Raw genomic sequence first — 17,188 nt, forward strand, 5'->3', positions numbered from 1 at the left:
GCGGCCGTGTTTGTCAATCCCTTGTGCGCGCTGCGATTCGCGTTCGAATCGTTTGCGGCCCGGGCTGACGGCCGTGTCGAGTGGGGCGCATTCTACCGTTTCCGGCGGGCCTGTCAAGGCTTTCGTCGCCTCGCCAACGCTCGGCGAGAAACCCAAAACCCCAACGGCAACAATGACTTGCCTCACTCTCCACCGCCTGCAACGTATGCTCGTCGCTGGCAGCGGATGCGTACTTTACGGATATCCATGACGCCTGACAAGACCTTCGGTTAAAAATATTCTAGCCCCGCCCCCATAAAGGCGCCAGATCTTTTACTGAGAGGAGAGATGTCACGGCCAACACATGAAAACCGGGGCACGTAAGCCCCGGTTATTCCAGGCGGGAACTAGATAACGAACAGATCGACGAACCGGTTGACCGGCGTGGATTCCAGCGTCGCCTGGTCCTTGCATAGTGAAAAGATCTCTTCACAGCGGCGCGCGGGGAAACGTGTTGCCAGGTTGTTCTGAAACTTCCGCTCCAAAAGCGGAATGCCTTCCTCACGGCGGCGACGGTGGCCGATAGGATATTCCACCGCTACCCGTTCGGTCTTGCTGCCATCCTTGAAGAATATCTGGATGGCGTTGGCAATAGAGCGCTTTTCCGCCTCAAGATAATCGCGAGTGTAGGTCGGCTCCTCGCGAATTTCCATCTTGTTGCGTAGCGCATCGATGACTGGGTGAGATTTGTGGAAACTGTCTTCGTAATGCTCGGCGACTAGATCACCAAAGGCCAGCGGCACGGCAATCATGTATTGCAGGCAATGATCACGGTCAGCGGGGTTGGCCAGCTCTCCGACCTTGGAAATGATGCGGATCGCCGATTCATGCGTAGTCACCTCGATTCGCTCGATCTCATCGAGGCGATTCTTGACCTGGGCATGCAGGATGACTGCCGCTTCGGCTGCCGTCTGGGCGTGGAATTCCGCCGGGAAAGAGATCTTGAAGAGAACGTTCTCCATGACGTAGGAGCCGTAATCCTGGCTGATTCGGAACTTACGCTCTTCTTCCGGCTTGATCTGCTGATCCTTATTGGTCTTGGAAAACGCTACGTCGTAGAACCCCCACTGCGGCGCCGTGAGCACTCCGGGAATGCCCATTTCTCCGCGCATGGCGATATCGGCCAGACGCACGGCACGCGAGGTGGCATCCCCCGCCGCCCAGCTCTTGCGCGAGCCGGCATTGGGCGCGTGGCGATAGGTGCGCAAGCTTTGCCCATCGACGAACGCGTGAGAGAGGGCGGAGAGGAGTTGCTCGCGATCGGCTCCCATCAGCTTGGCGGTCACCGCTGTAGACGCCACCTTAACCAACAGGACGTGGTCGAGCCCCACGCGGTTGAAGGAGTTCTCGAGTGCCAGCACACCTTGAATCTCGTGGGCCATGATCATGGCTTCGAGCACGGCGCGCATGGTCAGTGGCTCTCCTCCCTCGGCAACACGCTTCTGGGAAAGATAATCCGCCACGGCGAGGATGCCGCCCAGATTGTCGGAGGGATGCCCCCATTCGGCCGCCAGCCAAGTATCATTGTAATCCAGCCAGCGGATGATACAGCCGATGTCCCAGGCCGCCTTGACGGGGTCGAGACGAAATGAGGTGCCGGGCACGCGCGCGCCATGCGGCACGATAGTACCTTCGACCAGCGGGCCGAGATGCTTGGTACATTCGGGGAACCGTAGCGCCAACAGGCCGCATCCCAGCGTATCCATCAGGCAGTTGCGTGCTGTGTCCAGGGCTTCCTGGCTGTCAATCTTGTAACTGAGAACATAGTCGGCAATTTTTTGCAGCTCGGCGTCATAATCCGGGCGATTGTTGAGATCGACGTTGGCGCTCATCGAAAAACCATCCTCCAGGGGCGCGGCCTAACCGGCCGCGCAGATCAGAACAGTGAAAACAGGCAACTTGCTTACGGGCGCTGCTCGATCGGTACCCATGATTGCTTCTCGGGTCCGACGTAATCCGCGCTGGGACGAATGATGCGGTTGTTCTCACGCTGCTCGAAAACATGCGCGCACCAGCCGGTCAGACGCGAGCAGACGAAGATCGGCGTGAACAGCTTGGTGGGTATGCCCATGAAATGGTAGGCGCTGGCATGAAAGAAGTCGGCGTTGCAAAACAGTTTCTTCTCACGCCACATGACCGCTTCGACACGCTCGGACACCGGATACAGCCGATCATCGCCGACATCCTCGGAGAGCGTCTTCGCCCACTGCTTGATAATCGCATTGCGCGGATCGGACTCGCGGTAGATGGCGTGTCCGAAACCCATGATCTTCTCCTTGCGCTCGAGCATGCCGAGAATGCCACGCTCGGCCTCATCCGGCGACTGCCAGTCTTCGATCATATCCATGGCCGCCTCGTTGGCCCCGCCATGCAGCGGTCCCCGCAGCGAGCCGATGGCGGCGGTTACACAAGAGTGGATATCGGAGAGCGTCGAGGCGCAGACCCGCGCGGTAAATGTCGAGGCATTGAATTCATGCTCGGCGTACAGGATCAGCGAGACATTCATGACCCGAGCATGCAGGTCCGAAGCCGGCTTGCCGTGCAGCAAATGCAGGAAATGCCCACCGATGGAATCATCGTCCGTCTCGGTCTCGATACGCACGCCGTCATGGCTGTAGCGATACCAGTAATTGAGAATTGAAGGAAAAGCCGCCAGCATGCGATCGGCCTGATCCTGCTGCTCCGTGAAGCTCTCCTCGGTTTCCAGGTTACCGAGCATGGAGGCGCCGGTACGCATGACATCCATCGGGTGGGCATGCCTGGGTATCTGCTCGAGCACCGCCTTGAGCGCATCGGGAAGACCGCGGAGCGACTTGAGCTTGGCGACATAAGCCTCCAGCTCGGCTTGGTTGGGCAGCTTTCCCTTGAGCAAGAGGTAGGCGACTTCCTCGAAGCGGGCATGATCGGCCAGGTCGGCAATATCGTAACCACGGTAGGTCAGGCCAGAGCCGCTCTTGCCCACGGTACATAGCGCCGTGCTGCCGGCACTTTGACCCCTGAGGCCGGTGCTTTTAGGTGTATCCGTCATGGCGTGTCTCCTTGATCGATTTGTTATCAGTCCGGCAGGCAGTCCCGGCGTACCTCACCCCTGAGGCTTATCGACGAATAGTGCATCGAGCTTGGCTTCAAAGGCGTGATAGTCGAGAAAATCGTAGAGTTCATCGCGTGTCTGCATCAGTTCGACCACATCCTGCTGATCGCCCTTGTCGAGAATGTTGCGATAGACCTTGAGCGCTGCTGCATTCATGGCGCGGAAGGCCGACAGAGGGTAGAGCACCATGCGACAGCCGACATCTCCCAGTTCACGCTGGTTGAACAACGGCGTGGCACCAAATTCGGTGATGTTGGCGAGAATCGGTGCGTCCACTCCTTCACAGAAGGCCCGGTAGTCATCGAGGGTATGTACGGCTTCGGCAAAGATGGCGTCGGCGCCGGCCTCGACACAGGCATTGGCGCGCTCCACTGCGGCGGCCAGCCCCTCCTTCTGGAAGGCATCGGTACGTGCGATGAGGTAGAAGTCGGGATCGAGCTTGGCATCCGCCGCGGCCTTGATGCGGTCGACCATCTCCGCCTGGGTGACGATCGCCTTGTTGGGGCGATGGCCGCATCGTTTCTGGGCGACCTGATCCTCGATATGCACGGCCGCCACGCCGGCCCGCCCCATCTCTTTGATGGTGCGGGCAATATTGAAAGCTCCGCCCCAGCCGGTATCGATGTCCACCAGTAGCGGCAATTCGGTGGCGCCGGTGATACGCCGGGCGTCCTCGACCACATCGTTCATCGAGGTCATGCCCAGGTCCGGCAGACCGAAGGAGGCGTTAGCCACGCCACCTCCGGAAAGATATACCGCGTGGTGGCCGACTTTCTCGGCCATCAGTGCGGTATAGGCATTGATGGTACCAACGATGGGCAGCGGGTGATGCGCTTCAAGGGCGGCACGAAAGCGCCCCCCGGGAGTCCGGTCACTCATGAGTCTCTCCTGTCCTGGCAGATTTTTCCGCCTCCTCCATTAACACGGCGGCGTAACGCTCGGCGACATTGGCGCGCGATGCACTGACGTGGCGGCGCATGAGCAATTCGGCCAGCTCTTCATCGCCCGCTTCGATGGCATCGACGATGCGGTGATGCTCGACAAAGGCGCGCTGAGGGCGCGTGCCGCTGGCGCTGAACTGGGTCCGATACAGGCGTACCAAATAGTAGAGGTCGTCGCAGAGGATCGTCATCAGCATGCGGTTATGGCTGCCCTGAACGATGCGATAGTGAAAATCGAGGTCCCCTTCACGCTGATAATACGCCTCGCCACGCTTGAGGTCGGCCTGGCGCTCATGCATGGCCAGTACACCACGCAAACCGGCAATTTCCTCGGCGGTCATATGCTTTGCCGCCAGCCGCGCCGCCATGCTCTCCATGGCTTCGCGCACATCGAACAGCTCGAGCAATTCCTTCATCGAGAGCTTGACCACGCGTGCGCCGACATGAGGAACCCGCTCGATCAGGCGGTGCGCTTCCAGGCGTCGCATCGCCTCGCGCAGCGGCCCCCGCGAGATACCATAGGCTCTGGAAAGGCCGGGCTCGGTGATCTTGCTGCCGGGGGCCAGCTCGCCTCGCACGATGGCGCTCTGCAACTGATTGAAAACGCGCTCGGCCAAGGTACGAACCTCGGGTAACGCAGCATCCTGAAGCTTTGAGTTCATGGCGATTGTTGACAATTAATGAGTGCAAACACTCTAGCCAGCCCGAAGCAAAGGGTCAACCCGGCAGTTTGGGTTATTTTATCCTCCTTTCGGAGCAGTGGGCATTGCTTCCCCGGGAGGATGTCGACAATCCCGCCCCAGACTTCCTCACGACTGCAGGATAGCGGCAATACGGCGGGGTTTTTGAAACGGCAAAGAATGATCCGTGCCTGGCAGTTCGACATAGCGCCAATCATCTCTGTCGCGCTCAAGTGCCGCATGATATGCCTTCATGACGGCCAGGCTCTTGCCACCCACGATACTGATGACATCGCGCTGCGCCGCAAGCAGCGCCTCGCGATCCACATGACGCACCGCCTCGGTCACGCAGTCCAGCGCATGGGCAAAGCCTAGCGGGCGATGCGCCAGACGACGCACCATCAAGCGCTCGACACGTGGGTTCTTCGAGCGGTGCGGGGCGATGAGGTCGAGGAAGGCAATGATACCCGCCTCGGCACTGCCGGCTAAACGGATGCGCTCGGCGGCTTCGGCATAGCCTTCGCGCACCTCGATCATGATGTCGCGATCCTCCCGTTCGAGCAGCGCCGGCTCGAGTAGCCGGGTACGGCCGATACGAGAGCCAAGATGTTGCTTGAGGCGCATCGCCACCAGTCCGCCAAAGGAATATCCCGCCACATCGCACTGTTCGACCTCGTGATTCTCCAGCAGGGCTGCCACGTCCGCGACCACCTCGTCCAACGTAAACGGTCGTTCATGGCCGTCGGGCGCGCGCGTTTCTCCCATGCCTCGTAAGTCGGGTACCAATAGCGTGCGCCAAGCCGTCAAATGTCCAACCATGGGCAACCAGGTCAATTCGCCGGCCACTCCGGCGCCATGCAGCAACAATAACGTGCCGTGACCGTGACTCTCCGGCAATTCCAGACGCCGCCAATGACAATGCTGATCGGGGCGCTCCAGCACACCCTGCTGAATCTGGAAATCCGCACTCATGTGCCGCTCCTTGGTGAATAACGCATCGATTGCCGCCATTATCCCGAGCTTCGCCCAGGCGGACAAACCCAGAGCCCACGCTCAGTCAGGCCCATCGGGCTGCTAGAATGGCACCTCGATATACGGAAGCATGCTGCATGACACGACGACTCGAACTAACGCCCCTGCCCTACCACACCACGCCTCTGGCACGCTTTGCGGCGCTGCGCCAGCGTCCCGGTGCCGTTCTGCTCGACAGTGGCCGCCCCTTGGCGCCTGGCGGGCGCTTCGACATTCTGTCCAGCGACCCGCTGATGACGCTGGAGGTGGATAACCAAGGCCGGATCAGTGGCGAGCGTCTTCCAGACGACTTGCCGGACGCCCCCTTTGCGGCCCAACAGGCACTGCTCGAGCGCCTGTCGCTCGACGGGCCCGAGACGCATTTGCCATTTCTCGGCGGACTGATCGGTTACTGGAGCTACGACCTGGGGCGTTGTCTCGAACCATACAGCGGTCAGGCGCGGGAAGTGGTCGCTCTGCCCTGGAGCCGTGTCGGACTGTACGACTGGGCGCTGATCCACGATCACGAGCGCTGCGAAGCCTGGCTGGTCGCGAGTTCCGAGCGCCGCTTGCAAGTCGAGCAGTGGCTGGCGACAATACCGGTGCCCACCCCGGCTTTCCGTACCCTGACGCCCTTCCAGAACGAGCTGAGCCGCGCCGAGTATGGCGAGCGTTTTCGTAAGGTTCAGGCGTTCATCCAGGCCGGCGACTGCTATCAGATCAACCTTGCTCAGCGCTTGCATGCCGACTATATCGGCGATCCCTGGCAAGCCTATCAGCGTCTACGCCACGCCACCCCGACTCCCTTCGCCGGCTATCTGGCCTGGCGGAACCAAGCCATTCTCTCGCTCTCCCCCGAACGCTTTATCGAGGTACATGATGGTCATGCCGAGACTCGTCCGATCAAGGGCACCCGTCCCCGCAGCGAAGACAGCGGTCTCGATCGGCGCCATGCCGAGGCACTGCTCTCCAGCCCCAAGGACCGCGCCGAGAATGTCATGATCGTCGATCTGCTGCGCAACGACCTGGGCCGAGTGTGTCGCCCCGGCAGCATCCGGGTTCCCCAGTTATGCGGCCTGGAAAGCTATGCCAACGTCCATCATCTGGTCAGCGTGGTCACCGGCGAACTGGCCACCGGCTATACGGCGCTGGACCTGCTGGCAGCGGCCTTTCCGGGCGGCTCGATCACCGGCGCCCCCAAGGTACGCGCCATGCAAATCATCGATGCGCTGGAGCCCAGCCGGCGTGGCGTATATTGCGGCAGCCTCGGCTATATCGATATCCGCGGCCGCATGGATACCTCGATCGCCATCCGTACGGTTGTCGCCGATGCCGGCACCCTGCATGTCTGGGGTGGCGGCGGTGTGGTGGCCGATTCGCAGGAGCAAGCGGAGTACGAAGAGACCTTCGACAAGGTTCGTCGACTGATGGACGCTCTCTCGGATCCTTGAACACTCGACGTTAATGTCTAGCGTATCCTTGAGCGCGACATGTTTTTCATCGTCGCCATTGAATATTTAAGCCCTGGAGCCACGCCGCCGGGCACATCCAGAGCTTCAGGGCGCCGCGCGTCATGCCGTGATCGCCACGTGCCGTATGGAAAGAGAAGAACCCAGAGTTCTAAGCACTCTCACTTAAGCAACATTTTTGGCATATAAGAACCGAACCAAAGGATATTGGGGCGGTGGCCTGACGTTTTGCTAGGGTTAGGCGATCCAAAGCCGCTCAGGCGAGGCTTTTCATCACTTTCAGGAGACTGACATGACGTTAGATATCGATGCCATCAACCGCGACCATGGACACGATCCGCAAGCGTTGACCCGCTGGGCGCTCGGCCTAGGCAAGCATGCCATCTGCACGACCAACTTTCGGCCTTTCGAAGCGGTCATTTTGCACATGGTGACTCAAGTGCGTCCCGACATCCCCATCGTGTGGATGGACTCCGGCTATGCCACCGAAGCCACCTATCGCTTCGCCGACGACGTCACCCAGCGACTCGATCTCAACCTGACCATCTATCATCCGCGGCGCTCGCGGGCGCACCGTGAAGCCGTCGAAGGCGCGACACCGTTGATCGATGATCCCCGCCATGAGGCCTTCACGCAGGAAGTGAAACTGGAACCCTTCGAACGTGCCCTCAGAGAGATGGCGCCCGACGTCTGGTTTACCGCCGTGCGCGCCGAGGACACCGCACAACGTGCCCAGATGCAGCCGGTTTCGGTCAATGCCAATGGCCTGATCAAGGTCGCGCCAGTACTGCACTGGACAGCCAAGGACATGTACGCCTATCTGCAGCAACACGATCTGCCCAATAACTTCGATTACTTCGACCCGACCAAGGTCGAGGAAAAACGCGAATGCGGCCTGCACCTGCAGTACTGAGACAGGAGAAGCGGCTTTCTATAGAAGCGAATTTTCCACGATATGTCCAAACGCGCCACCCCCCGCCATCATTGGCCGGCAGGGGTTGGCGTTGTCGCATCGCCCTATTTCAGCGTACCGGCAACTCCACGCCTTCGAACAGCACCTGCTCGTGACGTGGTCCGGCGGCCAGAGCCGCCTCGACGGTATCGCGGTCCAGGTGATGCGCGAATTCCTGTACGAAGTCGAACATGTATCCGCGCATGAAGGTACCGCGCCGGATACCGATTTTGGTCGTCGAACTGGCGAAGAGGTGGCCGGCTTCGAGTACGACCAGATCGGTGTCGACCTCGGGATCTACGGCCATATGCGCCACGATGCCCACTCCTAGCCCCAGCCGTACATAAGTCTTGATCACATCGGCATCGGCGGCAGTCAGCACGACGTTGGGGGTCAACTCCTGAGCCTTGAACGCCTCATCAAGCTGCGAGCGTCCCGTAAACCCGAACAGATAGGTGACCAGCGGATACTCCGCGAGTTGCTCGAGGGTCAGCTCGCCGCACTGGGCCAGAGGGTGGTCCTTGGGTACCAGCACGCAACGGTTCCAACGATAGCACGGCAGCAGGATCAAGTCGGTGAACAGTTCCAGCGATTCGGTGCAGATGGCGAAATCGGCTTGGCCTTCACTAACCATTTGCGCGATCTGCTTGGGCGTTCCCTGCTGCATGTGCAGCGCCACATCGGGATATTTCTGGCGGAATTCGCGAATCACCGGGGGCAAAGCATAACGTGCCTGCGTATGGGTAGTGGCAATTGACAGGCTGCCGCGGCGCTCATCACTGTGCTCTTGGGCCACATGCTTGATATTATCCACGGTACTGAGTACTTTGCCGGCCAGTTCGATGATGGCCTCCCCCGCCGGCGTTACGCGGGTCAAATGCTTGCCACTGCGGGCGAATATCTCGACGCCCAGCTCATCTTCAAGCAGACGGATCTGTTTGGAAATGCCCGGCTGCGAGGTAAAGAGGCTTTGTGCCGTGGCAGAGACATTGAGGTTGTGGCGGGTCACTTCCCAGATATAACGCAACTGCTGGAGCTTCATTGTAAGCGTCGCCTCCTGACACCAACCAACCTAAAATGCATAAAATAGCGGATTGAAATTTCTTTAAGATATAAGATATTAGAATAGAAGTTTACGGATTCACTGACAAGCGTCTCTGGAGCCGCCAGTCGCCGAACCGTAACCGTGTTAAACATTAGCTAACGATGTTATCGCCGCTGGAGATTTGCCTCGTCTTCCGCCACCGGCTAACATCGCTACACTACGCTCGATGAAGCGCAATGAAATTGGAGAGTCCCATGGCTAATAATGTCGATGTCACCACTGCCAACTTCGAGCAGGAAGTTATCAAGTCGGATAAGCCGGTCCTACTGAAGTTCTGGGCTCCATGGTGTGGTCCTTGCAAAATGATGGCGCCGGTCGTCGATGAAGTCGCCGACGAGAAAGCCGAGAATCTCAAGGTGGTCAGCGTCAACGTCGACGATGCCCCCGAAATTGCCGCCGAGCATGGTGTACGTGGCGTTCCTACTGTCATGCTGTTCAAGTCGGGCGCCAAGGTAGCCTCTCTGGTCGGCGCGCAGTCCAAGACGCAACTGTCCCAGTTCGTCGATCAAAACGTCTGACAGATCCCTCACCACACATCGCCCAGTCGGGCGATGTGTCAAGTAGCGTAACAGCGCCCCTCCCCTCGCCGTCACTTTTCCATTTCTCTGTCGTTTCTGCGCTGTATGCGCAGGGTTCGCTTACGCGAACGTTCCGCCGGCCCCAGCAATCTCGCCAGCCAGTGCGTCTCGGAATGGCTTTCCAGGGCTATCTTGAGTGTCATGGTCAACGGAACCGAGAGCAGCATTCCCACCGGGCCGAGGATCCACCCCCAGACCACGAGTGACAGGAAGGCCACTAATGTCGACAAGCCCAAGGTTCGTCCCATCACTCTCGGCTCGATCAGATTACCCATGAAGAAATTGATGCCCAGATATGCCCCCGAGAGCAGCATCGCCTTGAACAGTCCCCCTTCGGGCATGGCGAGTGTCAGTAACACCGCAGGAATCGCCGCCAGAGCCGAGCCGATGTTGGGTATGTAGTTCAGGCAGAAGGCCAGCGTCGCCCAGAGCAGCGGAAAGTCGACACCGATCAGCCAGCAGGCAATCCATACCAGCACGCCGGTAATCAGGCTGATGACGGTCTTGACGGCCAGATAGCGTTTGAGATTACGGCTGAATTCGGTGAAGCGTTCGAGGCTGGGAGCGGGATTGTTCAGCGCCCGCGCCACCTTGTTGCGAAAATCCAGCGTCTCGAACAGCATGAAGATCACCAATAGCATGATCACGATACTCTGCGAGAGCAGGCTCCCTATACCGCCCAGGAACAGCGGTACCCATCCCGTCGCCTGCGCCGGATCGAGCATCTCCGAGAACTGCTGGGGATGAATGGAGAACCCCAGTCCCGCCAGCCACTGCAGAAGTTGCAGATAATGGTTATGTAATTGATTCTCCAAGGCGGGGAGCGCCTCGACAAAGGTCGCGAAGCTATTGGCCAGCAGGACTCCCAATAGCGTGAACAATCCCCCCAGAATAAATAACGTCGCGAGTACCGACGTCCGCACGCCCAGACCGTGTTCGTGCAGCCAGTGAACCGGAGCCGTACAGATGACGGCAATGAACAGCGAAAGGATGATCGGTACCAGCAGATCGGCCCCCAGACGCATTCCTCCCACGATGACGACAATCGATGCCAGAGCCAGCGTCAGATTCAGGGGAACGTGGGGCGGCATGGGTTCTTGACCCTGAGGCATGGAATCTTCCTTGATGGGGTGGAGATTCTCATCATGCCCATGCGCGTCGATCAGCACAATGCTCTATGTAGGCGCCGCCACACGCTATCGTCAAAAAACAAAAAGGCGGACCGAAGTCCGCCATCAAGTACTGGTCAGAGCGCCTGACCGGAGAGACTTTAAATATCGAAGCCCAGCCCGAAGTCCTCGGCAGAGATCGCCATCAGTGAAGAACTGCCGGCCCGGATCATCTCGGCATGGGCCCGGGTGCGTGGCAGCAGCCGCTGGTAGTAGAAGCGCGCCGTGTTCAGCTTGGCCTGGTAAAACGCCGGTTCGCTGGTATCGCGATCCAACGCATCCTGGGCCGCGCGTGCCGCCCGTGCCCAGAAGAAGGCCAGCGTCACGTATCCGGAGTACATGAGATAGTCGACACTTGCAGCGCCCACTTCCTCGCGATCCTGCATGGCCTTCATGCCCACCGTCATGGTCAGCTCGCTCCACTCGGCATTGAGCTTGGCCAGCGGCTGCGTGAAGTCTTCCAGCACCGCGTCGCCTTCCTGAGCCTTGCAGAACTTATGAATCTGCTTGGTAAAGACCTTGAGGCTTTCGCCCTGGTTCATCAGTACCTTGCGCCCCAGCAGGTCGAGGGCCTGAATGCCCGTGGTGCCTTCGTAAAGCCGCGTGATGCGCGAGTCGCGCACGTACTGCTCCATCCCCCACTCCTGAATAAAGCCGTGCCCGCCGAAGACTTGCACGCCTTCGTTGGTAGCCTCGAAGCCGGCCTCGGTCAGGAAAGCCTTGACGATGGGCGTCAACAGGCTGAGCAGCACTTCGGCTTGTTCACGTTCGGCGGCATCCTGAGAGCACTCGGCCACATCCGCCAACTGGGCGGTGTAGAGAACCAGCATGCGTCCACCTTCGGCGAAGGCCTTCTGGGTCAGCAGCATGCGCCGTACGTCAGGATGCACGATGATCGGGTCCGCCGGCTTGTCAGTCGCCTTGGGCCCCGACAGCGAACGCATCTGCAGTCGCTCGCGAGCATAAGCCAGGGCGTTCTGGAAACTGACTTCCATCAATCCCAGCCCCTGAATGCCCACCCCGATACGCGCCACGTTCATCATGGTGAACATGCAGGCCAATCCCTTGTTGGGTGCACCGACCATAAAACCGCGCGCCCCGTCAAAATTCATGACGCAGGTGGCGTTGCCGTGGATGCCCATCTTGTGCTCCAGCGAGCCGCATCCCAATGTATTGCGCTCGCCCGGATTGCCCTCGGTGTCGGGCAGATACTTGGGCACCACGAACAGAGAAATACCCTTGGAGCCTTCCGGAGCATCCGGCAGTTTAGCGAGCACCAGGTGAACGATATTCTCGGCCAGATCGTGGTCGCCCGCCGAAATGAATATCTTGGTCCCCGAGATCTGGTAGCTGCCGTCGTCCTGCGGCACGGCCCGCGTCTTGATCAAGCCGAGATCGGTGCCGCAGTGAGGTTCGGTCAGACACATCGTGCCGGTCCACACCCCTTCGATCAGCTTGGTAAGGTACGCGGACTTCTGCTCTTCGGTGCCATGGTGACGCAGGGCATCGGCGGCGCCATGCGACAGCCCGGGATACATTCCCCAGGCCAGGTTGGTGGCGCAAATCATCTCGGAAAGCAGCATACCGAGTGACGGCGGCAGGCCCTGCCCACCGTAGGCGGGGTCACCGGAGAGACTCGGCCAGCCCCCTTCGACATACTGCGCATATGCCGCCTTGAACCCCTGAGGCGCCTTGACTTCGTTGCCTTCGAGCCGACAACCCTCCCGATCGCCCGACTGGTTGATCGGCAGCAGCACTTCACGCGTGAAGCGCGCGCCTTCTTCCAGGATGGCGGCAACCACGTCCGGAGAAACGTCGTCGGCATTCGGCAACTGGGCATAATGAGTGGGATAGTCGAGCAATTCGTCCATCACGAAACGCATGTCGCGCAGGGGCGCCTGATAATCTGGCATGGGATGACTCCTGAATCACGAACTAGAACCTGCGCCGAGCGCAGCCTCAAACATGCGTTTGAAATTATGCCAGACAGGAGTGCGAGTCAAGCGCTCGTTTTAAACCTTGTTCGTTTGAAACTCTCTTACGCGAGCAGTCCCGGATGATCATTTCGGGAATGCCAACACACCTGCGCCGGGTGACATGGATATGGCCATCGTGTCGGAGGCCAGAAAACTGAGGCGAGCGCGGGCATTGAGGATCGTACCAGCGCACGGTCCAGTTCAACGTCTCCAGGATGAAGCGATACAAATTGTCGAGCAGGGTTTTCGAGATGCACGCGAGTCATCGCATCGAGCGGCTGTCACATCGCCTTTCCCCTAATCGGGTTCCCTCAGTTGCTACGCGGCCCCAAAAGGATGACTCCGGCCCCGACCAAGCAGATGCCGCCACCCAACAGGTCCCAGCGATCAGGTTGACGATGCTCGACCAACCATAGCCAAAGCAGTGACGTCACGATATAGACACCCCCGTAAGCGGCATAGGCGCGCCCCGCATAGTCCGTATCGACCCGGGAAAGCAGCCAGGCGAACAGCGCCAGGCTCGCCAGGCCCGGGACCAACCAGCCGATGGATCTATCCAGCCGCCACCAGGACCAGAACGCGAAACAGCCGGCGATCTCGGCCAGCGCGGCAGCGAGATAGATCAAAACGGCAGACATGGGCAAACTCCGGACACGGATATGGCGGCAAGGCTATCAGCTTGCCGCTACGGAGTCAGAGGTATTACAGGGGCCACATCAACGCCAAGCGTATCGCGTCGCTGAAATAGATCGAATCAGAACTTGTTCCACATCATCGTCTGCTGGTCCGCTGCACGCGTCTGGCCGACTCCCCTTAACCATAGCGGCCGGTAATATAATCCTCAGCTTTCTTGGTATGCGGGTTCGAGAACATGCACTTGGTATCGTTGTATTCGACCATTTCACCCAGGTGAAAGAATGCCGTGTAATCGGCCACCCGCGCCGCTTGCTGCATATTGTGCGTCACCGTAACGATGGTGAACTGCTTTTTGAGCTTGTCCATCAAGTCTTCGATGGTCGCGGTCGAGATAGGATCCAGCGCCGACGTCGGCTCATCCATCAGGATGACGTCGGGCTTTACCGCAATCGCCCGGGCGATGCACAAGCGCTGCTGCTGGCCTCCCGACAATGAGGTGCCCGGCTCATGCAACTTGTCCTTGACCTCATTCCACAGCCCGGCGTCGCGCAGCGCCTGCTCCACCAACTCATCCTGCTCGGCCTTGCGGCTGACCAGGTCGTGCATGCGCGGCGCATAGGCAATGTTCTCGTAGATGGATTTGGGAAATGGGTTGGGCTTTTGGAACACCATGCCCACGCGCCTGCGCAAAGCAACCTCATCCATCTTGGGCTCGTTGACATCGCGCTCGTCCATTTCCACGAGCCCTTCGATACGCACGCTGCGGATCAGATCGTTCATGCGATTCAGGCAGCGCAGGAACGTGGACTTACCACAACCTGAAGGCCCAATCAGCGCCGTCACATTGTTGCGGTAGATGTCTACATTGATATGCTTCAACGCTTGATTCTGGCCATACCATAGATTGAGATCACGGACACGAATGCTCAATTCATGCCCGGCCTGCGCATTGCGGGTCACCGGCGCCCCCTGGCTATGCGTCTTGGCGGGAGTCGCGGCGGCTTGGGGGCTTTCGATATGCTGGTTCATCGTCGTTGTCCTGTGAGGGTCGCCGGGCCTACCAGCGACGTTCATATTTCTTACGCAGCCAGACGGCTGTGGCATTGAGTGTGATCAACACTGCCAACAGCACCAGGATGCCCCCGGCGGTCTTCTCCGTGAAGGCCCGTTCCGGCTCACCCGCCCAGGTGAATATCTGAGCCGGCATGACCGTAGCCGCATCCGTGAAGGAAGCGGAAACGTCGGGAATGAAGGCCACCATGCCGATAATGATCAGTGGCGCCGTCTCGCCCATGGCTTGAGCCAAGCCAATAATCGAGCCGGTCAAAATGCCCGGCAGCGCCAGCGGCAAGACGTGATCGCGGACCACTTGCCAGCGCGAGCAACCGACCCCGAAGGCGGCATACCGGATGTCGTCAGGCACCGAGCGCAGGGCGCTGCGGGTAGTGATAATGATGACTGGCAAGGTCATCAACGCCAGGGTCAGCCCGCCCACCAACGGCGTGGAGCGCGGCACGCCGAAGAAATTGATATAGATCGCCAGCCCCAGTAGCCCGAACAGGATCGAGGGTACCGCGGCCAAGTTGTTGATGTTGATTTCGATAATCTGGGTCAGTCGGTTATCGGAGGCAAACTCCTCCAGGTACACCGCCGTCATCACGCCGATAGGGAAACACACCGCCATGGTGACCAGTAGTGTCATCACGGTGCCTACTGCCGCCGAGGCAATACCCGCCAGTTCGGGCATCTTGGAATCACCACTCGTGAAAAACCGCGTATTGAAGTGCAGCTCCGCGCGGCCCTGCTCCACCAGGCGATCGACGGCGGCACGCTGTGCCTCATTGAGCTTGCTGTAGTGCCCCTTGAGATACTGGTCCACCTCAGAGTCGGCAAGAACCCACTCCATACGGGTAGTGCCCATGAGGTCGGGATTTTCCTGCATTCGACCCGGAATCAGGCGCAGATAACCGCGACTGATCAGACGGCGCACATCATCATCGACTGCCGCCGGTGGCATTTGTTGTGAGCGTTCGTTATAGCTGACCTCGACCTGTATTTGCGCTTGCTGAAACGCAGGAAGCCCCTTGACCAACATGTCGGAAATAAAGACGACCAGAAACGTCGCCGCCAGGATCAACGCTCCCAGCGAGATCCATTTCAGTCGCCTGGAGCGGCGATGGCGTCGTTTGAGCTGCTCGCTGATCGCATCGAAGGATTGACTCATGACCGGAAGGACCTTTGTCGCTTACAAATTGTTGGTACGGTACTTTTCGCGGAAGCGACGAATCATGAACACCGACACCATGTTCAGCGCCAATGTCACCACGAACAGCACCAGCCCAAGTGCAAAAGCCGATAAGGTTTCGGCGCTTTCGAATTCCTGATCGCCGGTAAGCGCCGCCACGATACGCACCGTGACCGTGGTCATGTCTTCCAGCGGATTGGCAGTCAGGTTGGGACGCATCCCGGCCGCCATGACCACGATCATGGTTTCCCCCAACGCGCGTGAAACCGCCAACAAGGAGGCGGAAATGATGCCGGGCATGGCGGCGGGCAGCACGACATGCTTGATGGTCTCGCCCTTGGTCATGCCCAGGGCCAGCGAGCCTTGGCGTACGCTATCCGGTACGGCATTGATAACATCATCGGACAACGAGGAGATGAAGGGGATAATCATGATGCCCATCACCAAGCCCGGAGCCAGCGCATTGTTAAAGGACGCCTCAAGGCCGAACAATCCAGCAATATCGACGATCACCGGCGCCACGGTAATTGCGGCGAAGAAGCCGTACACGACGGTCGGAATGCCGGCCAGGACTTCGAGCACCGGCTTGGCCAGGGTACGCACCTTGGCGGGGGCGAATTCGGCCATGTAGACAGCCGCCAGCAGGCCCACCGGAATCGCTACCAGCATGGCGATCAGCGTGATCAGGAAAGTGCCGGCGAATAGCGGCACCGAGCCGAATTGTGCCGCACTGCCCCCCTCTTCGGCCCGCCCTGCAGCCGCCAGGAAGCTGTTGCCCGGCGCCCAGGTGGTTCCGGTCACGAAGTCCCAGAAATTCTGTAATTGGAAAAAGCGCAACGCCTCGAAAACGATCGACAGCAGAATACCCAGGGTCGCCAGGATGGAGACCAGTGCCGACGCGGCCAGGATCCAGACGATGACTTTCTCGATCGCCCGACGCGCGTGAAAATCCGGACGAACCAGCTTGAGTCCCACCATTAGGCCCACGACCGCCACGATCAGGCTGACCGATAGCAAGTAAAGGGTGGGAATTTCGGCTCCCAGCAACAGCATGATGAAAGCGCCCAGTGCGCTGACCACCACGGCGGGGCCTGCCGTGGATAGGGCAGCAAACCAGGCATACTGATCCGGCTGAGCATACATTGCCGCTCCGCCGGCACGTACTCGACTGGCCTTGGCACGTCCCATGAAGTAGGCGGCCAAGCCCATCAGCAGCAGCGCAGCACAGGACAGCAAAAGGACAGGATTGGTCTGCATGGCGGTCTCTCGGATAACCTCGGCCTACTCAGGCACGTT

At 59.4% G+C, this 17,188-nt stretch carries 16 protein-coding genes; 4 read left to right on the plus strand and 12 right to left on the minus strand.

Going from position 1 to position 17,188, the window contains the following annotated elements:
• On the plus strand, positions 1-273 hold a 273-nt coding region (locus tag ACW4DH_RS12220; RefSeq protein WP_459636676.1), incomplete at its 5' end, for a hypothetical protein.
• A 113-nt stretch (positions 274-386) separates the two neighbouring features.
• On the opposite strand, the gene prpD is transcribed toward ACW4DH_RS12220, so the two are convergent.
• The 5 genes from prpD to ACW4DH_RS12245 all read right to left on the minus strand — a co-directional run bounded on the left by prpD (position 387) and on the right by ACW4DH_RS12245 (position 5,723).
• Positions 387-1,871, minus strand: a complete 1,485-nt coding sequence (gene prpD / locus ACW4DH_RS12225; RefSeq protein ID WP_459636677.1) for a 2-methylcitrate dehydratase — start codon at positions 1,869-1,871, stop codon at positions 387-389.
• Between the two features lie 71 nt (positions 1,872-1,942).
• Positions 1,943-3,067, minus strand: a complete 1,125-nt coding sequence (gene prpC, locus ACW4DH_RS12230; protein ID WP_459636678.1) for a bifunctional 2-methylcitrate synthase/citrate synthase — start codon at positions 3,065-3,067, stop codon at positions 1,943-1,945.
• Between the two features lie 54 nt (positions 3,068-3,121).
• Complete coding sequence (gene prpB / locus ACW4DH_RS12235) at positions 3,122-4,009, minus strand: methylisocitrate lyase (protein ID WP_459636679.1); 888 nt, start codon at positions 4,007-4,009, stop codon at positions 3,122-3,124.
• Positions 4,002-4,733, minus strand: a complete 732-nt coding sequence (locus tag ACW4DH_RS12240; protein WP_459636680.1) for a GntR family transcriptional regulator — start codon at positions 4,731-4,733, stop codon at positions 4,002-4,004. Before ACW4DH_RS12240 ends, prpB begins: the two co-directional genes overlap by 8 nt.
• Positions 4,734-4,880: 147 nt before the next feature.
• Positions 4,881-5,723: an alpha/beta fold hydrolase gene (locus tag ACW4DH_RS12245; RefSeq protein ID WP_459636681.1), complete on the minus strand. Its 843-nt coding sequence runs from the start codon at positions 5,721-5,723 to the stop codon at positions 4,881-4,883.
• A 137-nt stretch (positions 5,724-5,860) separates the two neighbouring features.
• Between ACW4DH_RS12245 and pabB the strand changes: the two genes are divergently transcribed.
• Both pabB and ACW4DH_RS12255 read left to right on the plus strand, forming a co-directional pair.
• Positions 5,861-7,213 (plus strand): aminodeoxychorismate synthase component I, encoded by a 1,353-nt coding sequence (gene pabB, locus ACW4DH_RS12250; RefSeq protein WP_459636682.1) that lies wholly within the window; start codon positions 5,861-5,863, stop codon positions 7,211-7,213.
• A gap of 310 nt (positions 7,214-7,523) precedes the next feature.
• Positions 7,524-8,144 (plus strand): phosphoadenosine phosphosulfate reductase domain-containing protein, encoded by a 621-nt coding sequence (locus ACW4DH_RS12255; RefSeq protein ID WP_459636683.1) that lies wholly within the window; start codon positions 7,524-7,526, stop codon positions 8,142-8,144.
• A 109-nt stretch (positions 8,145-8,253) separates the two neighbouring features.
• Here the strand turns inward: ACW4DH_RS12255 and cysB are convergent, their stop codons facing one another.
• On the minus strand, positions 8,254-9,225 hold the full coding sequence (gene cysB, locus ACW4DH_RS12260) for an HTH-type transcriptional regulator CysB (protein ID WP_459636684.1): 972 nt from the start codon (positions 9,223-9,225) through the stop codon (positions 8,254-8,256).
• Positions 9,226-9,482: 257 nt separating this feature from the next.
• Here cysB and trxA point away from each other — a divergent pair, with 257 nt between their 5' ends.
• A complete protein-coding gene (trxA, locus tag ACW4DH_RS12265; protein WP_459636685.1) occupies positions 9,483-9,806 on the plus strand; it encodes a thioredoxin in 324 nt (107 codons plus the stop codon).
• A gap of 71 nt (positions 9,807-9,877) precedes the next feature.
• On the opposite strand, the gene ACW4DH_RS12270 is transcribed toward trxA, so the two are convergent.
• The 6 genes from ACW4DH_RS12270 to pstC all read right to left on the minus strand — a co-directional run bounded on the left by ACW4DH_RS12270 (position 9,878) and on the right by pstC (position 17,149).
• Positions 9,878-10,978, minus strand: a complete 1,101-nt coding sequence (locus ACW4DH_RS12270; protein ID WP_459636686.1) for an AI-2E family transporter — start codon at positions 10,976-10,978, stop codon at positions 9,878-9,880.
• 158 nt (positions 10,979-11,136) lie between these two features.
• The gene (locus tag ACW4DH_RS12275) at positions 11,137-12,948 is read right to left on the minus strand and encodes an acyl-CoA dehydrogenase C-terminal domain-containing protein (protein WP_459636687.1); all 1,812 of its coding nucleotides are present in this window, start codon (positions 12,946-12,948) and stop codon (positions 11,137-11,139) included.
• 374 nt (positions 12,949-13,322) lie between these two features.
• Positions 13,323-13,649: a YnfA family protein gene (locus ACW4DH_RS12280; protein ID WP_459636688.1), complete on the minus strand. Its 327-nt coding sequence runs from the start codon at positions 13,647-13,649 to the stop codon at positions 13,323-13,325.
• A gap of 175 nt (positions 13,650-13,824) precedes the next feature.
• Positions 13,825-14,676, minus strand: a complete 852-nt coding sequence (pstB, locus tag ACW4DH_RS12285) for a phosphate ABC transporter ATP-binding protein PstB (protein ID WP_459636689.1) — start codon at positions 14,674-14,676, stop codon at positions 13,825-13,827.
• A 28-nt stretch (positions 14,677-14,704) separates the two neighbouring features.
• Positions 14,705-15,871 carry a phosphate ABC transporter permease PstA gene (gene pstA / locus ACW4DH_RS12290; protein ID WP_459636690.1) on the minus strand — a complete coding sequence of 389 codons (1,167 nt, stop codon included), beginning with the start codon at positions 15,869-15,871 and terminating at the stop codon, positions 14,705-14,707.
• Between the two features lie 21 nt (positions 15,872-15,892).
• On the minus strand, positions 15,893-17,149 hold the full coding sequence (gene pstC, locus ACW4DH_RS12295; protein WP_459636691.1) for a phosphate ABC transporter permease subunit PstC: 1,257 nt from the start codon (positions 17,147-17,149) through the stop codon (positions 15,893-15,895).
• Positions 17,150-17,188 lie beyond the last annotated feature (39 nt).

It is taken from the genome of Halomonas sp. WWR20 (genome assembly GCF_054602495.1).